General features: G+C 46.9%; 19 protein-coding genes. 18 read left to right on the top strand and 1 reads right to left on the bottom strand.

The features are described from left to right. Positions 1 to 28 precede the first annotated feature (28 nt). Positions 29 to 451 (top strand): universal stress protein, encoded by a 423-nt coding sequence (locus ACUN27_RS11975; protein ID WP_315952622.1) that lies wholly within the window; start codon positions 29 to 31, stop codon positions 449 to 451. Between the two features lie 184 nt (positions 452 to 635). Here ACUN27_RS11975 and ACUN27_RS11980 read toward each other — a convergent pair whose 3' ends face one another. Further along, the gene (locus tag ACUN27_RS11980; RefSeq protein WP_315952620.1) at positions 636 to 1,685 is read right to left on the bottom strand and encodes a LacI family DNA-binding transcriptional regulator; all 1,050 of its coding nucleotides are present in this window, start codon (positions 1,683 to 1,685) and stop codon (positions 636 to 638) included. 273 nt (positions 1,686 to 1,958) lie between these two features. On the opposite strand from ACUN27_RS11980, the gene ACUN27_RS11985 reads away from it, so the two are divergent. From ACUN27_RS11985 to ACUN27_RS12065, 17 genes are all read left to right on the top strand, one after another. After that, on the top strand, positions 1,959 to 3,392 hold the full coding sequence (locus tag ACUN27_RS11985; RefSeq protein ID WP_326062076.1) for an L-fucose/L-arabinose isomerase family protein: 1,434 nt from the start codon (positions 1,959 to 1,961) through the stop codon (positions 3,390 to 3,392). Positions 3,393 to 3,405: 13 nt separating this feature from the next. Continuing rightward, positions 3,406 to 4,251, top strand: a complete 846-nt coding sequence (locus tag ACUN27_RS11990; RefSeq protein ID WP_326062077.1) for a transketolase — start codon at positions 3,406 to 3,408, stop codon at positions 4,249 to 4,251. 1 nt (position 4,252) lies between these two features. Further along, a complete protein-coding gene (locus ACUN27_RS11995) occupies positions 4,253 to 5,194 on the top strand; it encodes a transketolase family protein (protein ID WP_315952615.1) in 942 nt (313 codons plus the stop codon). Continuing rightward, positions 5,194 to 6,699 carry a glycerol kinase GlpK gene (glpK, locus tag ACUN27_RS12000; RefSeq protein WP_418936926.1) on the top strand — a complete coding sequence of 502 codons (1,506 nt, stop codon included), beginning with the start codon at positions 5,194 to 5,196 and terminating at the stop codon, positions 6,697 to 6,699. Before ACUN27_RS11995 ends, glpK begins: the two co-directional genes overlap by 1 nt. Before the next feature lie 22 nt (positions 6,700 to 6,721). Next, positions 6,722 to 7,651, top strand: a complete 930-nt coding sequence (locus tag ACUN27_RS12005) for a nucleoside hydrolase (protein WP_326062079.1) — start codon at positions 6,722 to 6,724, stop codon at positions 7,649 to 7,651. Positions 7,652 to 8,630: 979 nt separating this feature from the next. Next, a complete protein-coding gene (locus ACUN27_RS12010; protein WP_315952609.1) occupies positions 8,631 to 9,074 on the top strand; it encodes a MarR family winged helix-turn-helix transcriptional regulator in 444 nt (147 codons plus the stop codon). Beyond that, on the top strand, positions 9,071 to 9,730 hold the full coding sequence (locus ACUN27_RS12015; protein WP_315952607.1) for an HlyD family efflux transporter periplasmic adaptor subunit: 660 nt from the start codon (positions 9,071 to 9,073) through the stop codon (positions 9,728 to 9,730). The genes ACUN27_RS12010 and ACUN27_RS12015 overlap by 4 nt, the downstream gene beginning before the upstream one ends. 9 nt (positions 9,731 to 9,739) lie before the next feature. Continuing rightward, a complete protein-coding gene (locus ACUN27_RS12020; RefSeq protein WP_315952605.1) occupies positions 9,740 to 11,056 on the top strand; it encodes an efflux RND transporter periplasmic adaptor subunit in 1,317 nt (438 codons plus the stop codon). A gap of 14 nt (positions 11,057 to 11,070) precedes the next feature. Beyond that, positions 11,071 to 12,699, top strand: coding sequence for a DHA2 family efflux MFS transporter permease subunit (locus tag ACUN27_RS12025; protein WP_315952603.1), 1,629 nt, complete (start codon positions 11,071 to 11,073; stop codon positions 12,697 to 12,699). 33 nt (positions 12,700 to 12,732) lie between these two features. Continuing rightward, positions 12,733 to 14,481 carry a hypothetical protein gene (locus ACUN27_RS12030; RefSeq protein ID WP_326060919.1) on the top strand — a complete coding sequence of 583 codons (1,749 nt, stop codon included), beginning with the start codon at positions 12,733 to 12,735 and terminating at the stop codon, positions 14,479 to 14,481. 252 nt (positions 14,482 to 14,733) lie between these two features. Beyond that, entirely contained in the window at positions 14,734 to 15,519 is a 786-nt protein-coding gene (locus tag ACUN27_RS12035) for a DeoR/GlpR family DNA-binding transcription regulator (RefSeq protein WP_315952599.1), read from the top strand. A gap of 190 nt (positions 15,520 to 15,709) precedes the next feature. Further along, a complete protein-coding gene (locus tag ACUN27_RS12040; RefSeq protein ID WP_418936899.1) occupies positions 15,710 to 17,188 on the top strand; it encodes a sugar ABC transporter ATP-binding protein in 1,479 nt (492 codons plus the stop codon). A 16-nt stretch (positions 17,189 to 17,204) separates the two neighbouring features. Continuing rightward, on the top strand, positions 17,205 to 18,203 hold the full coding sequence (locus tag ACUN27_RS12045) for an ABC transporter permease (protein ID WP_315952596.1): 999 nt from the start codon (positions 17,205 to 17,207) through the stop codon (positions 18,201 to 18,203). 67 nt (positions 18,204 to 18,270) lie between these two features. Then, complete coding sequence (locus tag ACUN27_RS12050; protein ID WP_315952595.1) at positions 18,271 to 19,278, top strand: ABC transporter substrate-binding protein; 1,008 nt, start codon at positions 18,271 to 18,273, stop codon at positions 19,276 to 19,278. A 133-nt stretch (positions 19,279 to 19,411) separates the two neighbouring features. After that, positions 19,412 to 21,025: a helix-turn-helix domain-containing protein gene (locus ACUN27_RS12055; RefSeq protein WP_315952593.1), complete on the top strand. Its 1,614-nt coding sequence runs from the start codon at positions 19,412 to 19,414 to the stop codon at positions 21,023 to 21,025. Then, a complete protein-coding gene (locus ACUN27_RS12060; protein ID WP_315952591.1) occupies positions 21,018 to 22,799 on the top strand; it encodes a sensor histidine kinase in 1,782 nt (593 codons plus the stop codon). The genes ACUN27_RS12055 and ACUN27_RS12060 overlap by 8 nt, the downstream gene beginning before the upstream one ends. Beyond that, positions 22,796 to 23,770, top strand: a complete 975-nt coding sequence (locus ACUN27_RS12065; RefSeq protein WP_326060916.1) for a substrate-binding domain-containing protein — start codon at positions 22,796 to 22,798, stop codon at positions 23,768 to 23,770. Before ACUN27_RS12060 ends, ACUN27_RS12065 begins: the two co-directional genes overlap by 4 nt. Positions 23,771 to 23,994 lie beyond the last annotated feature (224 nt).

Raw genomic sequence — 23,994 nt, forward strand, 5'->3', positions numbered from 1 at the left:
CAGGCAACAATCAAAGGAGGAAAAACCTATGTACAACCATATTCTTGTTCCTATCGATGGTTCGCAGCAATCCGATCGGGCCTTGGATCATGCGATCAAGCTCTCCAAGCACGGATATCCGAATGCTCGCATAACGATTATTCATGTGAGTCCTCAGATCATCTTAAATGATCCACCGATAAGCGTTCCGCTTAGTGACACACTGGCCGATGAAGGGCGGAAGATTGTTGAACCTGCTTCCGCGAAATTGATGGAGAGCAGAATAGCTTTCAAAAGTGTGACGTTGACTGGGGACCCGTCAACGACCATCTGCCATCAGGCAGATACAGATGGCCACGACTTGATCGTGATGGGCTGCCGGGGTGTCGGCCTCATGTCGGAAATTCTCCTCGGCAGTGTAAGTCATGGTGTGATCAAACATGCGAACTGCCCGGTCTTGATCATAAAATGAAAATAAGCTGCACCTTTCGGTTTGATGGCCGAAAAGGTGCAGCTTTTTTGTGGTAGGTGCCGAAGGGCAGCCTCCCAACTCACAAATTGCTAATTTTACATCAAATAGTGTCCTGTAGTTCCCCAAAATCGCAAGGCACAATCAATCCATTGCCTATATGTAAAGTGGAACCTAACTTCTAGCATCAATTAGCGCTGCTTCGCGGCGGATGAGAGGAGTGCCGCTCAACAAAACGGGTGTCCACCCTGATTTTGGAGGTGGCCTCGACACCATGTTCGATGGATTCGATCAGTAGATCAACCGCTAATTGAGCCATGCGTTTTTTCTCGACGTGAACGGTGGTTAACTCCGGTGAAATGATGCGAGACTCCGAAATATTGTCAAACCCAACGACAGATACTTGTTCGGGCACACGGATGCCTAGCTCCGATAACGTCTTCATAGCGCTAATCGCGATGTAATCACATTCGCAGAAGATAGCGGTTGGCAGTTGTCGGTCCGTTTCCATATACGCCTTGATTTGTTTCTTAAGATCTTCCTGAGACGATAACATTGTCGGCGCTACAGCAAAGATATGATCGGGATGGATTTCGAGTCCCTGTTCATGCAATGCCTCATAAAAGCCAATCTTGCGCTCTTCAAAGTTCTGAATCCGAACATTGGAGGCAATATATCCAATTTCTGTATGTCCGATACCGCTTAGATGAACCCCCGCTTGATAGGCTCCCATGAAGTTATTCATGCTCACAAAATGAACAGGCAGCTTATCAAAGCAATTATCGAGCACAACGAGGTGAGGTCCTAGGCGATTTGAAATATCCAGAATCTCCTCCGGACTAAGGTTATTCCCAAGTAAAATAATGCCGTCGCTTTGGTTATCCTCCGCAAGCGTCCGAATTTCGCGTTCGAAATACTCCATATCTACCGAAGAGAAAAGCAAGGAATAGCCTTTAGAGCGGCAGCGATCCTCAATATAATGAATCAGCTCTCTAAAAAAGGGCTGCTGATAATAGGCCTCAAGCACGATACCCGAGTTGGTGAAAACGAGAAATGAGAGTGATTTCACGGCGTTTTCGACAGCGGATGCCCGAGGCTTCGGGGAATAACCGCTTTCTCTGGCAATTTCAAGTACACGGTCGCGTGTCTCCGAGCTAATCCCCGTTTTGCCGTTTAGAGCCAGTGATACCGCCGATTTAGAAACCCCGGCCATTTTCGCAATGTCTTCCATTTTCAAATCAAACAATCCCCATTTACTAAATTAGTTGAGTGAGTTTAGTTTATCCTTAACCGCTTTGAAATGCAATATATCGTTTTGTTTTCACTAAACTTTTTATATAAAACCAACTAAACTTTAATTAAAAACAGCATTGACGTCCCAATATTGGCATGTTAGATTAAGTTTATTCATAAAATTAGCTAAACAAAGACGGATAAGAACATATTTATTTTAGTTACATTTCATCTCAATAATTAATTTGTTTAGCTAAACTTATCAGGAGGCACATCCATGAAAAAATTAAAGCTGGGCTACGCGCCGACTCGCCGATTCGTTTTTAGCGCGGAAGATGCGTTTAAGTACAAAGTGCTCATTAGAGAAAAAATCCAAAGTTTCGGATTGGACATCGATATTGTCGATCTGGAGGGGATCAATTCAGAAGGCCTTCTCTATGACGATAACATTAACGCAGACCTCATCATCGATCGGTTCAAACAAGAGCAAGTGGATGCGGTATTTTTCCCGCACTGTAACTTCGGTACGGAAGACACAGTTGCGCGGGTAGGTAAAGCGCTAGGCAAGCCGGTGCTGTTGTGGGGGCCGCGCGATGAAGCTCCGCTTGAGGATGGCATGCGGCTACGAGATACACAGTGCGGACTATTTGCAACGGGAAAGGTGCTTAGACGCTTTAATGTACCATTTTCTTATGTGACGAACACGCGTGTGAATGATCCTGTTTTTGAAAGGGGTTTCTCTAATTTCATCTCAGCGGCGAATGTAGTTCGCCAGTTCCGTTCGCTGCGCATCCTGCAAATCGGGCCGAGACCGTCGTCGTTTTGGACGATGATGTGCAATGAAGGGGAATTGCTGGAGCGTTTCGGAATTGAGCTGCACCCTATTACGCTCGTTGACATCCAGCGTGCTACAAAGCGCATCGAAAACGGCCAATCCTCGGAATTGGCGCAAGCGATGGATTACATCAAGGAGAAGCTGGACTGGTCGGAAGTGACGGAAGAGGATGTAAGGCGAATTGCCGCATTGAAAGTAGCCATGAAGCAGTACGCGCAGCAAACAGGCAGCACGGCGATTGCCATCCAATGCTGGTCAGCGCTGCAGGAGGCTATGGGAATTATGCCTTGTCTGGCGAACGCGATTTTGACGGATGAACAGATCCCGGTAACATGCGAGACTGATATCCATGGCGCGATTACTTCCGTTATGGTTCAAGCTGCTGCGATGAATGAAGCGCCGACCTTTTTTGCCGATTTAACGGTACGCCATCCGGAGAACGCCAACGGAGAATTACTGTTCCATTGCGGGAACTTCCCTGTTTCTCTCTCCGTTGAAAATAAGCCTAAGCTGCGCAAGCATTTCTTGTTCGACGATCATGCGCCTGGCACTCACGAAGGTGAGATTAAAGGAGGCGGCATGACACTGGCCCGTTTTGACGGCGATCATGGCGATTATCAATTATTCCTTGGGAAAGCCAAGGGAATTCAAGGCCCGTATACACGTGGATCTTATGTATGGGTTGAAGTGAACGACTGGCCGCTATGGGAAGAGAAGCTTGTGAAGGGGCCGTACGTGCATCATTCTGTAGGCATTCATGCCAATGTCATTCCTGCTTTATATGAAGCTTGCTCGTATATACCGGGGTTATCCCCTGATCCTGTTGATCCGACGGAAAGCGAAATTCAGGCTTGGCTGCGAGGCAAGGGCCTGTAAATAAGGAGGATTTATGGAAATCTCAGCGCTTCAAGCGAAAGCAACGCAAATCAGGATGGATTTATTGCAAATGATTGCACAGGCTCAGACCGGCCACACGGGCGGTTCACTAAGCAATACAGATATTTTGACAGCACTTTATTACCGTGTGATGAATATTGATCCTGCGAGCCCAAAGGCGGCAGATCGTGACCGCTTTATTTTGAGTAAAGGGCATTCGGTAGAATCGCTATGGTCGATCCTTGCTGACCGCGGGTTTTTCCCGAAAGAGGAGCTGGCAACCTTCAGCAAATTCGGCACGAAACTTATCGGACACCCAAACAATAAGGTGCCAGGCATCGAAATGAATACAGGTGCGCTTGGCCATGGACTTGCGGTTGCCGTCGGTATGGCGCTTGCCGCGAAAAAAGACGGCGCCGCCTATCGAACTTATTGTCTCATGGGAGACGGCGAGCAGGCGGAAGGTTCGGTATGGGAGGCCGCGATGGCGGGATCTCACTATAAATTAGATAATTTGATCGGGATTATCGACCGCAATCGGCTGCAGATCAGCGGCTCAACGGAAGACGTTATGGGCTTGGATCCGCTTGAGGACAAATGGGCGGCTTTTGGCTGGCATGTTGTGTCGATTGACGGCAACGACATGCAGGCTTTGATCGAGACTTTTGAGGCCGTACCGGCAATGAATGGCAAACCGACGCTTGTCATGGCGAATACGGTGAAGGGCAAAGGTGTTTCTTTTGCCGAAAATGTTCCACACTGGCATCATCATGTGCCTAACCAAGTTGAGTTGGAGAAAGCTCTGGCCGAGCTCGCCGCAACATTCGACAACTACGAGCAGAAAGGACAGGTGCGTTAAGATGAACACGATTCCAAATCGTCAGGTCATATGTGAGACTTTGCTCGAAAAGGCGCAGCAGGACCGCTCTATTATGGTGCTTGCCAGCGATTCGAGGGGTTCGGCGGCGATGGGACCTTTTGCCAAAGCGTTTCCGGAGCAATTCGTTGAGGTGGGCATCGCAGAGCAAAATATCGTCGGAATTTCCGCAGGGCTTGCCCACAGCGGTAAAAAGCCGTTCGTTACCTCGCCGGCCTGTTTCCTTAGCATGCGCAGCATTGAGCAAATCAAAGTGGACGTCGCTTATTCGGCAACCAACGTGAAGCTGGTGGGAATTAGTGGCGGTGTCAGCTACGGCGCGCTTGGCATGTCCCACCATTCCGTACAGGATGTGGCCGTTATGCGGGCGATACCGGGCATCGCTGTGATGATGCCGGCTGATCGGCATGAAACGAAGCGGATGACGGAAGCGCTTGTGCAGCACGAAGGCGGCGTTTATGTTCGAATTGGCCGTAACGCTGTTCAAGATGTTTATGATTCGGACGATTACGAATTCATTATCGGCAAATCCGTGCAAATGCGCGAAGGCAGCGACGTAACGATCATTGCAGCAGGGGAAACGGTTCGTGTGGCACTGGATGCACATGAAGCGCTGAAGGAAGCGGGCGTATCTTGCCGAGTGATCAATATGCATACGATAAAACCTTTGGATGCGGATGCCATTATTCAGGCGGCAAAGGAAACCGGACACATCATCACGGTGGAAGAGCACAGCGTGCATGGCGGGCTTGGCGCAGCTGTGTCGGAAGTGGTCGTTCAACATCAGCCCGTACCGATGCGGATTATCGGCATACCAGACGAACCGGCGATTGCCGGGAAAACGGCTGAGGTTTTTGACCATTACGGCATTAGCAGCAGCAATCTTAAGCGTGTGGCGCTTGGCATGCTCGGCAGACAGGAGTAATGATGATGGAAAAGTCCTACCTGCTCGCGATTGATCAAAGCACATCAGGGACGAAAGCGCTTATTATTAACCGCGCAGGGCAGATAATGGCTCAAAGCGCGATCCCGCATCGCCAGTACTATCCGCGCCCGGGGTGGGTCGAGCACGATCCCATGGAAATTTACGCAAATGTCATTCGCTCAGCTCATGAAGCTTTGGCGATAGCCGGAGTCGGGCCGCAATCTTTGGCTGCCTTAACGATCACGAACCAACGGGAGACGGCCGTGTTGTGGGATCGAACGACAGGGCTTCCCGTGCATGCCGCGATCGTATGGCAGTGCCAGCGAACGGCTGACCAGTGCGCCGTCTATCAGAAGGCGGGGCACGAGGAGAGTGTGCGCAGCAAGACGGGGCTGATGCTCGATCCATATTTCACCGCCGCGAAATGGGGCTGGATCCTGGAGCATGCAGAGGGTGTGCGAGAAAAGCTGGCCGACGGCCAGCTGCTCGCTGGCACAATCGACAGCTGGCTGCTGTGGAAGCTGAGTAGGGGCAAGACGCATGCAACGGATTATACGAACGCCAGCCGCACATCGCTTTTTAATATCCACACGTTACAGTGGGATGAGGAACTGTGCGGCCTTTTTGGCGTGCCGCTGCAGCTTCTTCCCGATGTCAAGAGCTCGGATGAAATTTTTGGCTACACGGAAGATAGCGAATTATTCGGCGATTGCCGGGTTCCCATCACGGGGGTCATCGGCGACTCGCAGGGAGCTTTATTCGGCAACCAGTGCTTTGAGAGCGGTATGGCGAAAGCCACCTACGGCACAGGCACATCCGTGCTGATGAATGTAGGCGAGAGGCCGATTCCATCAGGTAACGGACTTGTGAGCGCTATTGCCTGGGGCAGGGGCGGCAAAGTGACGTATGCCGTTGAAGCCGTTATCCGCACTTCGGGTGACAGCTTGACCTGGGTTCGGGATAATTTGGGTTTGTTTCGTACGTTTGAGGAGATGGAGCAGATGCTTGAGCACACGCCAGATAGTGAGGGTGTATATTTGGTGCCGGCATTTGTCGGGCTTGGTGCGCCTTACTGGGACTCTTATGCCAGAGCCTCCATTACGGGTATGAATCGGGGGACAACGAAAGCACATATCATTCGGGCTGCCATTGAAAGCATTGCTTTTCAGGTACACGACGCGGTTAAATTGATGGAAGATGAAACTGCTGTTGCGCTGCAAGAACTGCGGGCAGACGGCGGTGCGTCTGATAATGTAAATTTGATGCAATTCCAAGCTGATTTATTAGGTAAAATGGTCGTGAAATCGGAAATTGCGGAATTGTCCGCACTAGGCTCGGCTTATTTGGGCGGTGTCGGAATCGGCTTTTGGCCGTCACTCGAAGCGATAGGTACAACGCGAGAAGGATCTATATCGTATCAACCGAAAATGCTGCCGGAACTGCGCGAAGCCCATTGTTCGGGCTGGAAAAAGGCCGTTTCTTCCGTCTTAACTCGGAATGCTTAGATGCAAAAAGGAGAGATCATAAATGCCGCACCATTTTATGCCCTATGAGGTTCCAGAGCAAAAGCAGATTCGTGTCATTATCAATACCGACGCCAAATGCGAAGCGGACGATCAATACGCGATTGTGCATGCGATTTTATCACAACGCTTACAAATAAAAGGCTTCATAGGCGCCCACTTCGGTCCAAGAAGCGCTGCTCCGATGGAAGAATCTTATGAGGAAGTGGAGCATGTGCTGCAGCTCATGGGGATGAGAGAGCAATATGGCGTCTATCGGGGGGCTCCGCACAAACTCCCGGATGTCCATACGCCTGTGCCTTCGGAAGGCAGCCAACTCATTATTGACGAAGCGATGAAGGACGATCCGAGGCCTTTATTCGTCACCTTTCAAGGACCGTTAACTGATCTGGCTAGCGCTTATTTGCAGGAGCCGCGCATTGCGGATCGTCTTACCGCTGTTTGGATCGGCGGAGGTACGTATCCTGAGGGGCATGATGAATTTAATTTATCCAATGATGTCGAGGCAGTGAATGTCGTTTTCAATTCCCCGATCCCGCTATGGCAGGTTCCTAAAAATGTGTACGAAATGGTGCGCGTTGGCATTGCCGAGCTTGCTGTAAAGGTTCGTCCTCATGGCCGCATCGGCAGCTATTTATATGACTACCTTGTCCATCACAATATGAAAAACGGACATCGCCCGCAGTGGCCGAAAGGGGAGACCTGGGTGCTCGGCGATTCGCCGGCCGTTTCCCTGCTGCTGGAGGAGCAGAGATTCGATTATGAGATGATCGAGGCGCCGAATGTGGATGCCGAAATGCGATATTTCGCGAAGCCGGGCAACCGTAAAATCCGCGTCTATCGGAGTGTGGACTCCCGATTTATTTTGGAGGATTTTTATGCGAAATTGGCGTTGTTTGCACTCTATGAGAAGGAGAGGGATTCACAGGAGTAGCGTGAGCGACACGCTGTAGGGTTGTTTTACACCGCTAACGTAGCTGCCACGCGCGAACAGTTCGCGGTAGCGTTGTAAAACAAGCTTAAGTTCAGCGTGGAACCTCATTCCACGCCCACGACACGCTGTAACGTTGTTTTACGCCGCTAACGTAGCTGCTATGCGCAAACAGTTTGCGTTAGCGTTGTAAAACAAGCTTACATGCCGCGCGGGACCCCAAACCACGCCCACGACACGCTGTAACGTTGTTTTACATCGCTAACGTAGCTGCTATGCGCAAACAGCTCACGTTAGCGTTGTAAAACAAGCTTAAGTTCAGCGTGGGAGCCCATTCCACGCTTTCGACACGCTGTAACGTTGTTTTACATCGCTAAAGTAGCTGCCACGCGCAAACAGTTCGCGTTAGCGTTGTAAAACAAGCTTAAATGCCGCGCGGGACCCCAAACCACGCCCACGACACGCTGTAACGTTGTTTTACATCGCTAACGTAGCTGCTATGCGCAAACAGCTCACGTTAGCGTTGTAAAACAAGCTTAAGTTCAGCGTGGAACCTCATTCCACGCCCACGACACGCCGCAACATTGTTTGTCACCGCTAAAGTAGCCACAACCTCCTCCATTCCCTTCCGAGAAAGCCCAATAGGCTGTCTCGTATTCCACTGTTCCATCCAATCGCAATTTCCACTTTAAACGATCCCAATCGCGTTGTATTGCCAGGACTGGCAGAGCAAAAATGAAAGCGTTTCAGCAAAAAACACTTCAATTTGATCCTTTGCTATTTTGAATCAGTTAATGTTAAATACTTCAAACCTCCATTTAGATACCTTCTTCTGCAGCTGGAAAACCATAGGTTTCAGCACCTTTCAAGGATTTTACAAATTACAATTCTACATATATCCAGTTTCATAAAAGCGTGGTATGATGTGTGATGTCACAATATTTCGTATACGAATGATTTTGGTGTGTAAGGGGGGCGCGTTTTGGAAGAGGTTAAAGAACTTGTAGCTGAACTCACGAGGCTGCATAAAGTACGGGCTTCTTTACTGTATCGAGAACTTCAGCGGGAAGAGCTTACGGGACCTCAGCTATTTATTTTGCGGGAATTGTTTTTAAAAGAACCAAGAAAGCTTGGCGATCTTGCCCAGTCTGTGCAGCTCAGTAATAGCACGGTGTCAGGTATTGTCGACAGGCTTGAACGTGATGGGATGGTTGAACGCAAAAGAGATGAACAAGATCGCAGGGTGGTCTGGATTGGCACAACAGATTTCTGTCAACAAATGAAGAAATCGAAGGTCGAGACGATGAATAATGAGTTTTATGCAGGTCTAGAAAATGTCTTTACACCCGAGCAGATTGCGACTTGCAAAGAAGTAGTGGGTACACTGATTAAACATTTGGAGAAAAAGCTGGAGGGAACGGAATGAAACGTAAATTAATTTTAATTATTATTCTGGCTGTTATTGTACTTAGCGGAGCCTTTATCGGCAGTTATTACTGGTATCAAGGCGCTAACTACGTAGCGACGGACAATGCCCGTATCTCTGGGGATATCTACCGTGTCATGCCTCGAATTTCCGGCAAAATCAATACGCTGGGCATTAAGATGGGAGATACGGTTGTGGCGGACCAAATCGTTGGGCAGCAGGATATTACGAACTTATCAAATAGCTTATTAGATCAAGCATCACTGCGTGCTCCGATTAGCGGAACGGTCATTCAAACTTCTGCCAAAGTCGGCGAAGTCGTGGCTCCTGGGCAATCTGTAGCCATGATTGTGGATAAAAATGCGCTCTACGTATCCGCAGACATCGATGAGACGAAGATCAAAAAAGTCCATGTGGGTCAAGTGGTAACATTTGATGTCGATACATATGGCAAAACAGAATTCCAAGGGAAAATAATGGAGATCGGCCAAGCAACAGCTTCTACGTTCTCTTTGCTTCCAACAACAAGTTCAAGCGGGAATTTCACCAAAGTAACACAACGTATGAGTGTAAAAATTTCTATAGACGATAATAAAGGATTGGATCTAGCGCCAGGAATGAATGCTTCGATCAAAATCCATATCAAAGGGGAGTAAGGATTGCCCATGAAAAAACATCTTAACGTCGTTATATCTTTAAGTGTTCTTGCCGGTTCCATGATACTTGCGAGCGGCTGTACATCCTCGTCGGCCAGCACTGCGCAATCAAGCGTACCTTCCGTCAAGGTGATTACGATCAACAGCGCGAATGCCGTTGGCGCAAGCGGTAAACTGGCATCGGATCAAACCGTTCAAGTCGTGTCCAAAATTGGCGGTAAAATTGCCGCAGTTTCCGTTGAAGAAGGCGCAAAAGTGAAAAAGGGCGATCTGCTTGTGCAGCTTGATACGGAAGATTTGCTCCAACAGTTGGATCAAGCTCAAGCAGGACTGACGGCTTCGCAAGCCAAATTGGCGGATACGGAAGCTGGTGCCCGCTCGCAAGATGTGCAGGCGGCAATGTCGGGTGTTGACCAAGCCAAAGCAGCGGTTAACCAAGCGAAAGCAGGGGTAACGCAAGCGCAAGCAGCTTATGATCTTGTGACCAAGGGATACAATCATGCTAAGAATTTTTATGATCAAGGCGATGTTACATCCGACGAATTGGATAAAGTAACGCTTGATTATGAAAAGGCTAAATCAGCGAATGATGCAGCCCTATCACAACAACAGGCTGCGAATGCGCAATTGGCTGCGGCCGAGGCGAAGCTTGGTTTGATCAGAGAAGGGGCAACGGCAAACACATTAGAACAATTAAAAGCTGATGTAACTGCTAAACAAGCTGCTTTGAATCTGGTTCAAATTGCAGTGAAAAATGCGGGAGTCGTATCTCCCATCGATGGTGTTATTGTTAAAAAGAACGTGAATGCAGGAGAAATGGCGCAAGCGGGCGCTGCTTTATTGACCGTTGTAAATGTGGATAAAGTGAAGGTTGAAGTTAGCGTACCTGAAGGAATGATCAATTCGATCAAGGAAGGTTCCAAAGGAAACGTTATTGTTCCTAGTGTTCCAGGTAAAACATTCGAAGGAACGGTCTCCTTTGTAAGCCCGGTATCCGACACGAATAATAATACGTTCCCGGTGAAGTTGACAGTAAACAATCCGGATGGAACGTTACATGCAGGTGCTGTAGCGAGTGTTGACTTCGGAGGCAGCAGCAGTGAAAGTCGCGTTGAAGTGCCCAAAGTAGCGCTTGTTCAAAAAGATGGTAAATCCGTCGCTTTCAAACTTAACGGTGACGCTGTGCAATCCGTTGTGCTGCAAACCGAAGATAAGAACCAGGATTGGGTATACCTTAAAGGAGACTCGGCTCTGAAACCGGGAGATAAAATCGTCTTGAACCCGGGTGACAAGCTGGCAGACGGAGCTAAGGTTCATGCCGAGTAAAGGAGGCTGCTACAATGTCAACAACAACGGCAGATACAGCTACTCCGGCAGTTGAGCAAAAAGAGGAGCAGATCACAGTCTACCAGTGGTTAGCACTGTTAGTACTCATTCTAGGCACATTTCTAGCCATTTTGGACAATAGTTTAATGAACGTTGCGATACCAAAACTGATGGCTGTATTCGGTTCGACATCTACGGAAATCGAGTGGGTTGTTACGGGGTATATGCTTGCTTCAGCTGTCGTTGTTCCGATGGGGGGCTTTCTGGCGGACCGATTCGGTTACAAAACAACGTTTCTGACCACGGTGAGTGCGTTTATCGTCGGCTCGGTATTGTGCGGGATCGCTTGGAGCGACACGAGTCTTATTATTTTCCGAATTATTCAAGGACTTGGCGGCGGCTTTATTATGCCGGTAGGTATGGCCATGCTTTACCAAATCATGCCTCGCAGCAAAATTCAAGTAGCGATGGGGATCTGGGGAATTTCGGCGATGGCTGCGCCTGCGATGGGGCCAACTCTAAGCGGATATTTAATTGATAATTTTAGCTGGCGCTATTTATTTTACATCAACGTTCCCATTGGGATTGTAGCCGTAGGTCTTGGTTTGATTATCTTGAAAGAGACGCCTAAACGTGCAGGGCTGAAATTTGATTACGTTGGCAGTATCTTATGTATGATTGTTTTCAGCACGCTGCTTCTGGCATTAACGGACGGTCAAGCGGATGGGTGGACTTCCTTCTATATCGTGAGTTTGTTCTTCATCTCTATTTCATGTTTTATTCTATTAGTTTATATCGAGCTAGGTAAAGATAATCCGATTATGGATTTTCGCTTGTTTAAAAACTCCGTCTTTACGATCAGCTTGGCAGCCTCAAGTTTCGTTATGATTTCCATGCAGGGCGGGATCTATATGATGCCAATTTTTCTGCAAAATGTAACGGGATTGACGCCTATGCAGACAGGGTTGGTCATGATGCCGCAATCGATCGCCATGGCTTTCATGATGCCTGTTGCAGGGAAACTTGTTTCCAAATACGGAGTTGTACCTCTAAGTATCGTAGGTTTGGCTATTATTGGTTTTACAACGCTGGAAATGCATGTTCTTTCGCAGCAAACGTCTACACATTGGATTAGCGGTTTGCTCGTTATCCGTGGTATTGGTATCGGTTTGTGTATGATGCCGTTGTCCTCAGCCGGGATGAATACGTTGCCGAATCATTTGATCGGGAGGGCTTCCTCCGTATCCAACGTTGTGCGTAACGTAATGGCATCGCTGGGTATCGCCTTGCTGACCAGTATTATGAATAACAAATCTACGCAATTCGGAGTAAGATTCAATGAATCCATTTCTACGAATACGCCTGCGTATGCTGATTTTCAGACAAATGTCGTTCATCGTTATTTAGAACTTGGGACGGACACAAGTTCAGCTTCCGGTGGTGTTATCGGCGTTTTATACGGACTCGTACAAAAAGAGGCTTTGACAAGAGCAATTGCTGACACTTTAATGGTATCTGCGGTTCCGGCTTTCATTGCGATCGTCTTGGTCATTTTTATGCGGAAGAAAAAGAAAAGTGAGGCTGTCGAGCAGCAATCCGCCAAGGATTCTGATGCTCAGCACCATGTGATGATTGAAATGTAATCGCAAAACTCACTCTTAGGAGGAACGGGAAAAATGAAAATTCAATTTAAACAAGTAGCAATGACGCTCGTTCTGTCATCAGCATTGCTGATGATGGGACTCCCGGCGCTTGCAGAAGGAACAGATGCTGCTGTTGCTCAAACAGTCGCAGCTCCGGTCTATCAAATAAGCGACAGCCTGCAAGTTGCAATCGAAGGCGTCACTAGCGAGAAAACAGCAAACGGCGTGCGTCTCGGTTCTGTCATTAGAATCATGAACACCAGCAATCAGACGCTTCGCATTCCAGACTATGAGCTTAAAGTAAAAACGACGGATGGTACCATCTATACACTGCGTCCAAGCAGCAGCAATGCACACGGGGTGCAGCCGGAGTCGGAAGTCGAATTGACGTATTTGAAAGTCATCAACCGTCAAACGGAAGTGGATTTAAGCAATCTATCACTGATTGATGTTAATTATGATGTATATCCGAAACAGGAAACATTGCTTCTATCTGCTCCAATCGATGGGTTGGTATGGAACGGAAATCGCGGAGAGTTTAAAAAGGCTCCGGCTTCCATTAAATGGGGAGAAACGTTCACCATCCCGACTGTAGCATCGCCATTGCAATACAAAACAGTTGATATTACTAAAAGCAACAGCAATGAAGGTGTTATGTATGTGGTGAAACTTTTGGTAACTAATCCGAATGATCAAGCCGAAACATTGCCGGCTATTGAATTGGATGGCAAGTCCAAAACGAATCTGTATGCTGGCAAACAGGTTGAAGCAGATCCTGTTGTGCTCGATGCAGGTCAAAGTAAATATGTTCATTATGCGATTCATGCCGATATGGATACCGTGCTGGAGAGCATCAATGTGCTGACATCCGAAAGCTTTACGCAAGCAGATGCAGCAGGCAATGTAAAAACTTCTGCCTTCACAATCGGGAAGCTGAATGTTGAGATGCCAGGCGCTGCCGGTGCCACGGGCAGTTATACGTACGGAACGCCGATTACATTTGAGAAATGGAATGACGTTATTAATCAGGATCTTGATGTAGCCTTGGTAGAACTGCATGTTACGGACAACAAAGATCAAGGCAGCAAAGTAGCTTTTGCTAAGTTTACTTTGACGAACAAAGGCGTTAGTGACATTCCTGTCCCAGCTTTCCAAACAATGTTGTCTAGCTCAACCGGCTATGATTACACAGGTTCCAGACAAAATGATGCTCAGAAGTCTATCGCGCCAGGAACTTCAACAGTTGTCAGCTATGCATTTGTACTGCCTGTGTCTGAGACAAGCGATACATTTACGATGAAAGTGCAAAACGAAATCAAAGGACAAACAGACGGAGAATCCAAACCAGCGTTCAAGTCAACAATTGCTTCTTACCAGGTAGCTGTACAGGAGCCAGAGGATAGACACGAGATCTCTTTGTATCCTTATACGGTTAATTTGAAAGATTACATGTTGTCTCAAATCACAGTGCCAGGACAAACGATTGCTCTCAATTACACCTATAAATTGCAGCTGTATATGGATCTCATTCGTGATCCTAAGGTGTTGGTAGACAATAGCTTCTCCAAATTGAAATTTGAGCTGGTTGATCGATCGGGCACGATTTTGGGTTCTAAAATCTTCCCATTCACCGGCACTGATCGCTTAGTTAATGGCAAACAAACGTTAACTTTCAGCAACTTAACGACAGATCAAATTCAAAACAATGTACTAGTTAATGTATATGAAGTGTTGAACACACCTTCAGGAGAAGTTGATCGACTGATTGCAGAGTTGAAATAATGGATAGAAGAGGATGTCCCAATAGCCATGTACATGGCGGGGCACCCTCTTTTTCATTGTAGCTGACGCCGATTACTCCCGCTATTTTTCTCGAGTTTAAATTGCTTGGAATTTCTGGTAAACTGTCTGATAACATGCCTGTAGGGTTACCGCTTACCCTTCCTGTTATTTTTTTAAATACAGATAGGCAAACGATTCGTAAAGCCATATAATTAGAAAGGACAATCAAAGTTATTCAGGAGGAAGGGAATCATGTCATTAATTGGAGAAGAACGCAAAGACTATATACTAAACCTGCTTAACCTTGAGGGTAAAGTAAAAACGACGGACTTGGTTGATAATTTGAATGTATCTTCTGAAACGATTCGCAGATATCTGGAGGAATTGGAAGAAGAAAACAAATTGAAGCGGGTATATGGCGGCGCCGTGAAAATCAATCTCTCCCGTGAGGAACCATCCCATCTGAAGAGAGAAGTTTTGCATGCGGAAGAAAAACGAATCATCGGCCGTTCAGCGGCTACATTAGTGGAAGATAACGAAGTCATTTTCATCGATGATGGGTCAACGACGCTGCACATCATTGATTATTTGCTTAATAAGAAAAATATAACAGTACTTACGAATTCAGTTCCTGCTCTTTACCTGCTTATTGATTACAAGAACAAGGAACTCCTTTCTGGCGACATCTTCTTCATCGGAGGGAAAGTAAGTTCATTACAGTCTCGCGTTGTCGGTTCTATGGCTGAAAAAATGATCGAGAACTTTTATGTGGATAAAGCGTTTATTTCGATTGACGGCATTATGTTGGACAAAGGGATCACGGCTTTTGATGAAGATCGGGGACAATTTGCCAGAAAATTAATTGACCAATCGAAGATTAGCGTTGTGGTAACGGACAATTCGAAGTTTGGACAAGTACAATTTTACAAAATTGCTGACTTGAACAAGATCGATATTATCGTTAGCAATGTGGACGCTCCTAAAGAGTGGAAGGAACAGTTGATTCAAAAAGATATTACCTGGATTCAGGCCGAATAAAATATACAGTGAGAGAAGCATCTGAGGCAGCGGCCTTGGGTGCTTTTTTGTTTTTCATTCAACCATATATCGGTAATTTTTCGACTTTTTTATGAAAATACTCCACTCTCAATTGAAGCGTTTACAGCTAAGATGAAAGCAGTAAACGATATTGAGGTGAACAACCAAAGTGATACATCCACTTGTACAAATGGAAGGTATTGATAAACATTTCCCCGGCGTACAGGCGCTTTCCAACTGCCAATTTGAACTTATCCCAGGTGAGGTCCATGCTTTGGTTGGTGAGAATGGTGCAGGAAAGTCGACCATGATGAAGATCCTGACCGGCATTTATCAGAAAGACGGCGGACGCCTGCTGTTGAAAGGGAAGGAGGTTCAGATTCCGGATACCAAAACAGCTCAACGACTAGGTATCAGCATCATTCATCAAGAGCTCAATTTAATCCCCGATTTGACGATTGCTCAGAATATGTTCATTGGGCGGGAGCCGCGAAAGAAATTGCGATTTATTTTAGACGAAAAGAAAATGAATGACGACACGAAGGCGCTTCTGGAACAGCTAAACCTGAACTTGGATCCGCGTATGAAAATATCGGAGCTGAGTGTCGCCAAGCAGCAAATGGTTGAGATCGCCAAGGCGCTGTCCTTCCATTCCGAGGTGCTCATCATGGATGAACCGACTGCGGCACTGACGGAAGCGGAAATAAACGAACTATTTCGGATGATTGAGAAGCTGCGGCATAACGGTGTAGGTATCGTTTATATTTCCCATCGCATGGAAGAGTTAAGAAGAATCAGCGACCGAATAACGGTCATGCGGGATGGGCGTTACATTACCACTGTGAAGACGCAAGAAACATCCATGAATGCGATCATTTCGATGATGGTTGGAAGGGAAATCGTGGTTGAGAAACGGCCAAGCTTGCAAGGCGGATCGCAGGATACAGTCCTGAAAGTCGAAAATCTGAGCCGTGGGAATGCCTTCAAGAATATTCATTTTACCGTGAATGCCGGTGAGATCGTAGGCGTTGCCGGTTTAATGGGAGCAGGCCGAACGGAGATGGCGCGAGCGATTTTTGGAGCCGATCGTATGGATACTGGCGAAGTCTATGTACACGGGAAAAAAGTGAATATTCGCGGAACCCATGACGCGGTGAAACACGGAATCGGGTATCTTTCCGAAGATCGCAAACGATACGGGCTTGTCGTGGATATGGATCTGGGGGCCAACATTGCGCTGCCCTCTTTGAAGAAATTCCGCAACCGGTTCGGGTGGATGAAAGATGGTCGCATCGAACAAGTATCGGGTCACTATGTGGAATCTTTGAAAATAAAAACGCCGAGTGTGCAGCAGAAAGCGAAATTTCTGTCAGGAGGCAATCAACAAAAGGTCGTTATCGGGAAATGGTTGCATCGCGATTGCCAGATTCTTATTTTTGATGAGCCGACAAGAGGGATTGATGTGGGGGCAAAATCCGAGATTTATGCGCTGCTAGAGGATTTAGCCAAGCAGGGAAAGGCGATTTTGATGATTTCCTCCGAGCTGCCCGAAATTTTGCGTTTAAGCCATCGTGTTCTGGTGATGTGCGAAGGCCGAATAACCGGTGAACTTCCAGGTGATCAAGCCAACCAAGAAGAGATTATGAAACTAGCAACAAGCCGCAATTAAGAAAGGATGGACATTCATGCAATTAAGCAGCTTGAAATCTTCAAAGCCAATTCTTCCAAAGACAGCCGCTACACAGAAATTGTTAGCTTTCGCCAGTTTGGCGCTCTTAGTTATTATTTTCTCGCTCTCCTCCAGCAATTTCTTGCAATTCACGAATATCGTCGGGATTCTCCTATCAACGGCTGTCATCGGTGTGCTGGCGCTAGGCTCAACGTTCGTTATTATAGCAGGCGGCATTGATCTCAGTGTCGGTACGGTCATGACTTTCTCGGCTGTGATGACCGGTGTGTTCATTACAAACTGGCATTTGCCGATTCCCATTGGAATTCTGGCAGGAATTTTGACAGGTGTTCTCTGCGGATTGTTCAGCGGCTTTGCAGTAGCCAAGATGAATATTCCACCGTTTATTGCGACACTGGCCGTCATGATGATGACGAAAGGCTTGTCACTTGTGATCTCGCATGCGAAACCGATTTATTTCAATGAAACGCCTGCATTTCGTGAAATTGTGATGGGCACAGCGCTGGAGAAGGTGATTCCGGGCTTCGCGGTTCCCAATGCGATTCTAATCTTCTTCGGGCTTGCCATTGTTTCAAGCTTGGTGCTGACGAAAACGGTGATTGGACGCTATAACTTTGCATTAGGCAGCAATGAGGAAGCAACGCGGCTATCCGGTGTAAACATCCGTTTCTGGAAAATCTCCATCTATGTATTAACCGGTTTATTTAGCGGAATTGCGGGGGTCATGATTGCTTCGAGACTTGACTCCGCCCAACCGGCGCTTGGGATGGGGTATGAATTGGAAGCCATCGCGGCCGTCGTCATCGGGGGCACCTCATTAAGCGGAGGCCAGGGATCTATTCTGGGAACCGTGATCGGGGCTTTGATTATGAGTGTGATGACCAACGGGTTAAGGATCTTGTCCGTTCCTCAAGAATGGCAAACGGTTATCGTTGGCATTGTGGTTTTACTTGCGGTGTATGCAGACATTTTGCGTCGGCGTAAGGCGGGGTAATGACTTCAGGTGTTCCTTCTTTGTAAGAATTCATATACCAAATTCCATGTAAAAGGGAGACGACAAAATGAAAAACAAAATGAGTAAAATTGTCATGGCCACCGTTGCGCTTACACTTTCTGCATCTCTTCTCGCTGCTTGTGGATCAAGCCCGACATCTAGTACAACAACAACATCTTCAGCCAAACCTGCTTCTTCAAACGCTTCAAAGCCTTACATTCCTGTGATTTCCAAAGGTTTTCAGCACCAATTCTGGCAAGCGGTAAAGCAAGGAGCAGAAAAGGCCGCCAAAGAATTCGACGTGAATATTACGTTCGAAGGCCCGGAAACTGAAGCGCAAGTGGATAAACAAATTGAAATGCTGCAAGCTGCGCTGGATAAAAAGCCAACCGCCATCGCCTTCGCAGCGCTGGACAGCAAAGCATCCGTTTCGCTTCTGCAAAAAGCGAAATCCGCGAATATTCCGGTTATCGGCTTCGATTCCGGCGTGGATAGCGATATTCCCGTCACGACAGCGGCAACGGATAATAAGAAAGCCGCAGCACTCGCCGCAGACAAAATGGCGGAGAAGATTGGCGATGCCGGCGAAGTTGCGCTTGTTGTGCATGACCAAACGAGCCGCACCGGCGTTGATCGCAGAGACGGCTTCGTCGATCAGATGAAAGCGAAGCATCCGAACATCAAAATCGTTGATATTCAATATGGCGGCGGCGATCAATTGAAATCAACCGATTTGGCTAAAGCAATCATTCAAGGGCACCCGAACTTGAAAGGTATTTTCGGAGCCAATGAAGGCTCGGCGATTGGTGTCGTCAACGCGGTGACTGAGCTTAAAAACGATAAGCTTGTCATTATCGGCTATGACTCGGGCAAAGCGCAAATTGACGCCATTAAGAGCGGCAAAATGGCTGGAGCCATTACCCAAGATCCGATCGGAATCGGTTATTGGTCCGTTAAGGCGGCGGTCATGGCGAGCAAAGGCGAGAAAGTTGAGAAGAGCATAGATACTGGCTTCCATTGGTATGATAAAACAAACATGGACTCAGCTGAAATTAAGGCGCTGCTGTATAACTAAGTTTAGATGAGGTTGCTCTTAAGCGGGCAACCTTTTTCTCAAAAAGAAATTCCAAACCTCTACAGGAAATGTAATCGCTATTATAGAATAAAGTGGAGGTTCAGAGCGAATTTGTTAAACCTGAGGTGGTACGGTGTATACCCTAATCATTGTTGATGACGAAGAGGCTGTACGGGAAAGTATTCGTGAGAAAATAGATTGGGAGGCCTATGGCTTTGAACTGATAGGTTCTTATGGTGATGGAAGAGAAGCCTTGGATTCCCTCGAAATCCGGCTGCCGGATGTGATTATTACGGATATTTCGATGCCTCACATGGATGGGCTGGCGCTTGCCGCGGCGATTGCTGATCGCTACCGGGATATTACCGTCATCATTATGACGGGATTCGGAGAATTCGAATACGCCAAGCAGGCCGTAAAACTGAAGGTGTATGAATATGTGATGAAACCCGTTGGCCATCACGAATTTACGGGTATTTTGCAACATTTGAGAAAAGAGCTCGATGAGAAACGGTTAAGAAATGAAGATCTGTCCAGGCTGCAAAGCCAACTAAATATGAGCATGCCTTTGTTGCGCGAGCAATTTTTAGAACGCATGGTCACCAGCGAAGTGAAGAAAGAGGAGATTCTGAATAAATTTGCTTTGTTTCATTTATCACTCCCAGGGCCGTACTACTTGGCGGCAACGTTAGACGTGGAGGAGTTTATGTATCCAAAGGTTGCGAAAATAAGCTCGGAGACCGAATTGCTGCGGTTTGCCGTGTATAATATTGTTCACGAAATTTTTGAGTTAGAGCAAAACGGTATTGTCTTCCGAACGAGAGACGAGCGAATCGGCATCATTTTCGCAGGGGAAATGCCTCATCTGATTCTCGCTGTCCAGAAATACGCGGAGCAAGCCCTGCAGTGCATAGAAAAGTACGTGAGAGTTCGCGTTTCGATTGGGATTGGCAGACCTTACCGGGCGATGGAGGAGCTGTCGAAATCTTATTCTGAAGCGGGTTCGGCACTTGATTATCGATTTATGGTTGGCAAAAATAAGATTATTTCCATTGAAGATATCGTGCATGGAAAAGGTAAATTGCAAGTGCATCATGCAGAATGGGAGCGCAAGCTGATCGCGGCGTTGAAGACGGGGAATAAAGAGCTTTTCGCCAGACTCTTAAATGACTGGATGCATGAGCTGCGTGCTTCGCAATCATCGGTAGATCGCTGCTACATTTATGTGCAAAGGCTGCTTGTTGCCATCATTCAATTATTCGAGGACTCAGGGCATGACGCCCTGGAGGCTGCGGATATTCTCGGACAGGTTCGAGCCTACAAAACCTTAGATGAAATAAAAGGGTGGTTGGAGTCGTTATGTCTGCAGTTGTTTGAACAGGTCATGATGAAAATGGCGCAAGATGTAGACTCTTTGTTGATCCGGTCTGAAGTGTATATTCTGGAAAACTATCAGAATGAGAACTTATCGCTGAATGAAGTGGCCCAACACGTCTATATGAGCATGAATTATTTCAGCGGGCTGTTCAAGCAGAAGAAAGGCCAGTCCTTCATTGAATATGTCACATGGATACGCCTTGCCAAAGCGAAGGAGCTGTTAACCGAGACGAATTTGAAGGCCTATGAAATTGCCGCGAAAATTGGATACAGCGACCCGCAGTATTTCAGCGTGATTTTTAAGCGGCATCATGGGATGACGCCCAAAGAATATAGATCAGCAAGCAGAGAGGGGAGCTCTCTTGAATAAGAGGCGTTTCTTTAGATTTAAAAGCATTCACACGAGCATAGCTGTCGCTTTCTCCTGTTTGATCATAGGCACAACGCTTATTCTGAGCTACAACACATACCGCCAGTCGTCGGACTCCGTTACGGAAAACTCTGTGCAGTATACGAATGAGCTGATCAATCAGGTTGGAACGACCATTGAGACATACATTGACAATATGAAAAGTATTTCGTCCCTTCTATATAACAATGGGCAAATCAGGCAGTATTTGACGATGGCGGATCCACATTCAGAAGTCGGACAAAGCCTGGTCAATGCGATTGAAAGCTCCCTGCAAGTCATCGTTCAATCCAGAAATGACATTAGCGCAATTCTTTTTATAGGCTCCAATGGAGCTGTCATCTCCGACCGGGAGCAGAGCGCTCTGAAGAGTTATCCTGAGTTAATTGCGCAGGATTGGTATACGAAAGCGAAGAATGATGCCACCTATATTTCTTCTTCGGAAGTTGAACATGTCTATCGCAACGAATATCCATGGGTCATCTCCATGAGTCAGCAGTTTCGGGGCCATGATCGATTCGACAAGACCGGCGTGTTGCTGATTGATTTGAATTACACGATCATTAATGACCTCTGCAGCCATATTCAACTAGGCAAGAGAGGGTATGTGTTTATTGTCAATTCCGAAGGAGACCTCGTTTATCACCCTCAGCAGCAGATCATCCATACGAATTTGAAAAGTGAACCTATTGAAGCGATTCTGGCCTCGGGAGACGGGCAGTTATCATTGAAAGAAAATGATCATGAAAAAATCTTATCGATCCGAACAACGAATTTTGGTTGGAAAATTGTTGGTGTCACGTATCCCGAAGAGCTGGTTGGCAATAAAAAAAAGATGCAGCTTTCAACGGTTCTATGGGGCAGCGTGTGTTTGATCATCGCGCTGGGTATTTCAATCGTGCTATCGTTTACACTCAGCAGACCGATCAAGAAGCTGGAAGCGAATATGAAACAGGTGGAACAGGGCAACTTTGACATTCGGGCTGATATTACGCAAGCCGATGAGATTGGGAAATTAGCGAGAAGCTTCAATGTCATGCTTGTCAAAATAAAGGATCTCATGAAACAAATCGTGCATGAAGAGGCGCTGCTTCGGACAAGTGAAATCAAAGCGCTCCAATCCCAGATCAACCCGCATTTCTTGTATAACACGCTGGAATCAATCATTTGGATGGCGGAAACGAACAAGATGAGAGAAGTCGTGAAAATGACCATGGCACTCTCCAAAATGCTGCGTTACAGCATAGGCAAAGGGGAACAAGAAGTTTCGGTATCCATGGAAATGGAGCACTTGGCTAACTATCTAACGGTACAATCTATGCGATATACGAATAAATTTTCATACGCGATTGAGGTAGAACCCGAACTGCAAGGCTGCCGTATGCTACGAATTATGCTTCAACCGCTCGTGGAAAATGCAATTTACCATGGCATCAGGCGCATGGAAGAACGGGGGCATATCCGCATTGAAGGGCGGTTGGTCGACGGCGTCATCCAAATTACGGTAAGCGATAATGGATTAGGAATGGATAAAGCCAAGCTGCAAGGCTTGCTGGGACCGGGACCAGGACAGGAATCTTCCAAGGATCAGGGGCTAGGTGTTTGGAATGTGCATCATCGTATTCAACTGTTCTATGGTACAGCGTATGGCTTGTCTTTCGAAAGCGAACCGGAAGAAGGGACGACGGTCACATTGCGGATTCCTTGCTCGGAGTTGGAGGTGAAAGACGAATGAAGCGCTGGTTATTCTTAATTGTCATTGCAATCTTATCGATTGCTATTTATATGTACGGTTTAAAGGCGGCAGGTAAAAATAATCAGCCCATCGTTTTTGTACCCAAGACAATTGATAAGCAAATTGAGTTTTGGCAGGTTGTCGAGCAAGGCGTCAACGCCGCTGCCGCAGAGATGGGCAGCAAGGTGAAAGTTGTCGGTACAGACACGGAAAAAGATGTCGATGGTCAAATTCGGATGTTGCGCGAAGTCATAGCAATGAAGCCGAAGGCGATTGTCTTGTCGGCTTTAGATTTCGAGCGAACGGTGCCTATTGCACACGAAATTGTAAAAGCCGGTATTCCCTTAATTACCGTTGATTCCGGTCTCAAGGGAGGCATCTCCAAGTCATTTATCGCTACGGATAATGTGGAAGCGGGTAAAAAAGCGGGTGAAGCGCTGATCCAGACACTGCCGAATCGCGGGCAAATAGCCATTATTAATTTCATTAAAGGGTCATCTACTTCCATTGAAAGAGAAAACGGCCTTCGCTCTGCCATTCAAAGGGACACGGGCTTCCAAATTCTGAACACCTACTACAGTGAGGGATCTTCGGAAAAAGCGTACGACATTACGATGCAACTGCTGAAGGATTACCCGGATCTGCAAGGGATAGTTGGATTAAATGAGCCTTCGACCCTTGGCGCGGCCAAAGCGCTTCACGATTGGAAGAAGCCAGGAGAGATCAAGCTGATTGGCTTCGACAGTTCCATGGAAGAAATCGGTTTCCTGGAAGAGGAAATCATTCAGGCAATGGTCGTCCAAAAACCGTTCAACATGGGCTATGTGGCATTGAAAACGGCGGTTCAACTGAGCAGTGGGCAGAAGGTGGAAGGAAGAATCGATACGGGGTCGGAGGTTATCTGGAAAACAAACATGTATACGAAACCGAATCAGAAGCTGCTTTTTCCAATCCTGGATAAGCGTCCTTAGTGGATGCTTACAGGATTTTTTTCTTTTCGACGGCATTCGACACCAAATTCTTCCAAAAAAAGTTATTGCATTTTCCAGTATTACACGGTACGATACAGATATTGGTTAAGCGCTTACATTTAGAGTGACTATGATTAAATCGGTTTAACAAACATCCATACCTTACGTTTAATTCCACTCAAAAGAGGAGATTACCCGATTGCTATGTACCTTGTTAAACCGGT

It is taken from the genome of Paenibacillus sp. WC2504, from assembly GCF_052682475.1.

Bases quoted from the DNA above. Each gene is read 5' to 3' on its own strand.
- ACUN27_RS12045 (WP_315952596.1), top strand. From the start codon at position 17,205: ATGCAATTAAGCAGCTTGAAATCTTCAAAGCCAATTCTTCCAAAGACA.
- ACUN27_RS12065 (WP_326060916.1), top strand. From the start codon at position 22,796: ATGAAGCGCTGGTTATTCTTAATTGTCATTGCAATCTTATCGATTGCT.
- ACUN27_RS12050 (WP_315952595.1), top strand. From the start codon at position 18,271: ATGAAAAACAAAATGAGTAAAATTGTCATGGCCACCGTTGCGCTTACA.
- ACUN27_RS11985 (WP_326062076.1), top strand. From the start codon at position 1,959: ATGAAAAAATTAAAGCTGGGCTACGCGCCGACTCGCCGATTCGTTTTT.
- ACUN27_RS12035 (WP_315952599.1), top strand. From the start codon at position 14,734: ATGTCATTAATTGGAGAAGAACGCAAAGACTATATACTAAACCTGCTT.
- ACUN27_RS12020 (WP_315952605.1), top strand. From the start codon at position 9,740: ATGAAAAAACATCTTAACGTCGTTATATCTTTAAGTGTTCTTGCCGGT.
- ACUN27_RS11995 (WP_315952615.1), top strand. From the start codon at position 4,253: ATGAACACGATTCCAAATCGTCAGGTCATATGTGAGACTTTGCTCGAA.
- ACUN27_RS12025 (WP_315952603.1), top strand. From the start codon at position 11,071: ATGTCAACAACAACGGCAGATACAGCTACTCCGGCAGTTGAGCAAAAA.
- ACUN27_RS11975 (WP_315952622.1), top strand. From the start codon at position 29: ATGTACAACCATATTCTTGTTCCTATCGATGGTTCGCAGCAATCCGAT.
- ACUN27_RS12015 (WP_315952607.1), top strand. From the start codon at position 9,071: ATGAAACGTAAATTAATTTTAATTATTATTCTGGCTGTTATTGTACTT.
- ACUN27_RS12040 (WP_418936899.1), top strand. From the start codon at position 15,710: ATGGAAGGTATTGATAAACATTTCCCCGGCGTACAGGCGCTTTCCAAC.
- ACUN27_RS12005 (WP_326062079.1), top strand. From the start codon at position 6,722: ATGCCGCACCATTTTATGCCCTATGAGGTTCCAGAGCAAAAGCAGATT.
- ACUN27_RS11990 (WP_326062077.1), top strand. From the start codon at position 3,406: ATGGAAATCTCAGCGCTTCAAGCGAAAGCAACGCAAATCAGGATGGAT.
- ACUN27_RS12030 (WP_326060919.1), top strand. From the start codon at position 12,733: ATGAAAATTCAATTTAAACAAGTAGCAATGACGCTCGTTCTGTCATCA.
- glpK (WP_418936926.1), top strand. From the start codon at position 5,194: ATGATGATGGAAAAGTCCTACCTGCTCGCGATTGATCAAAGCACATCA.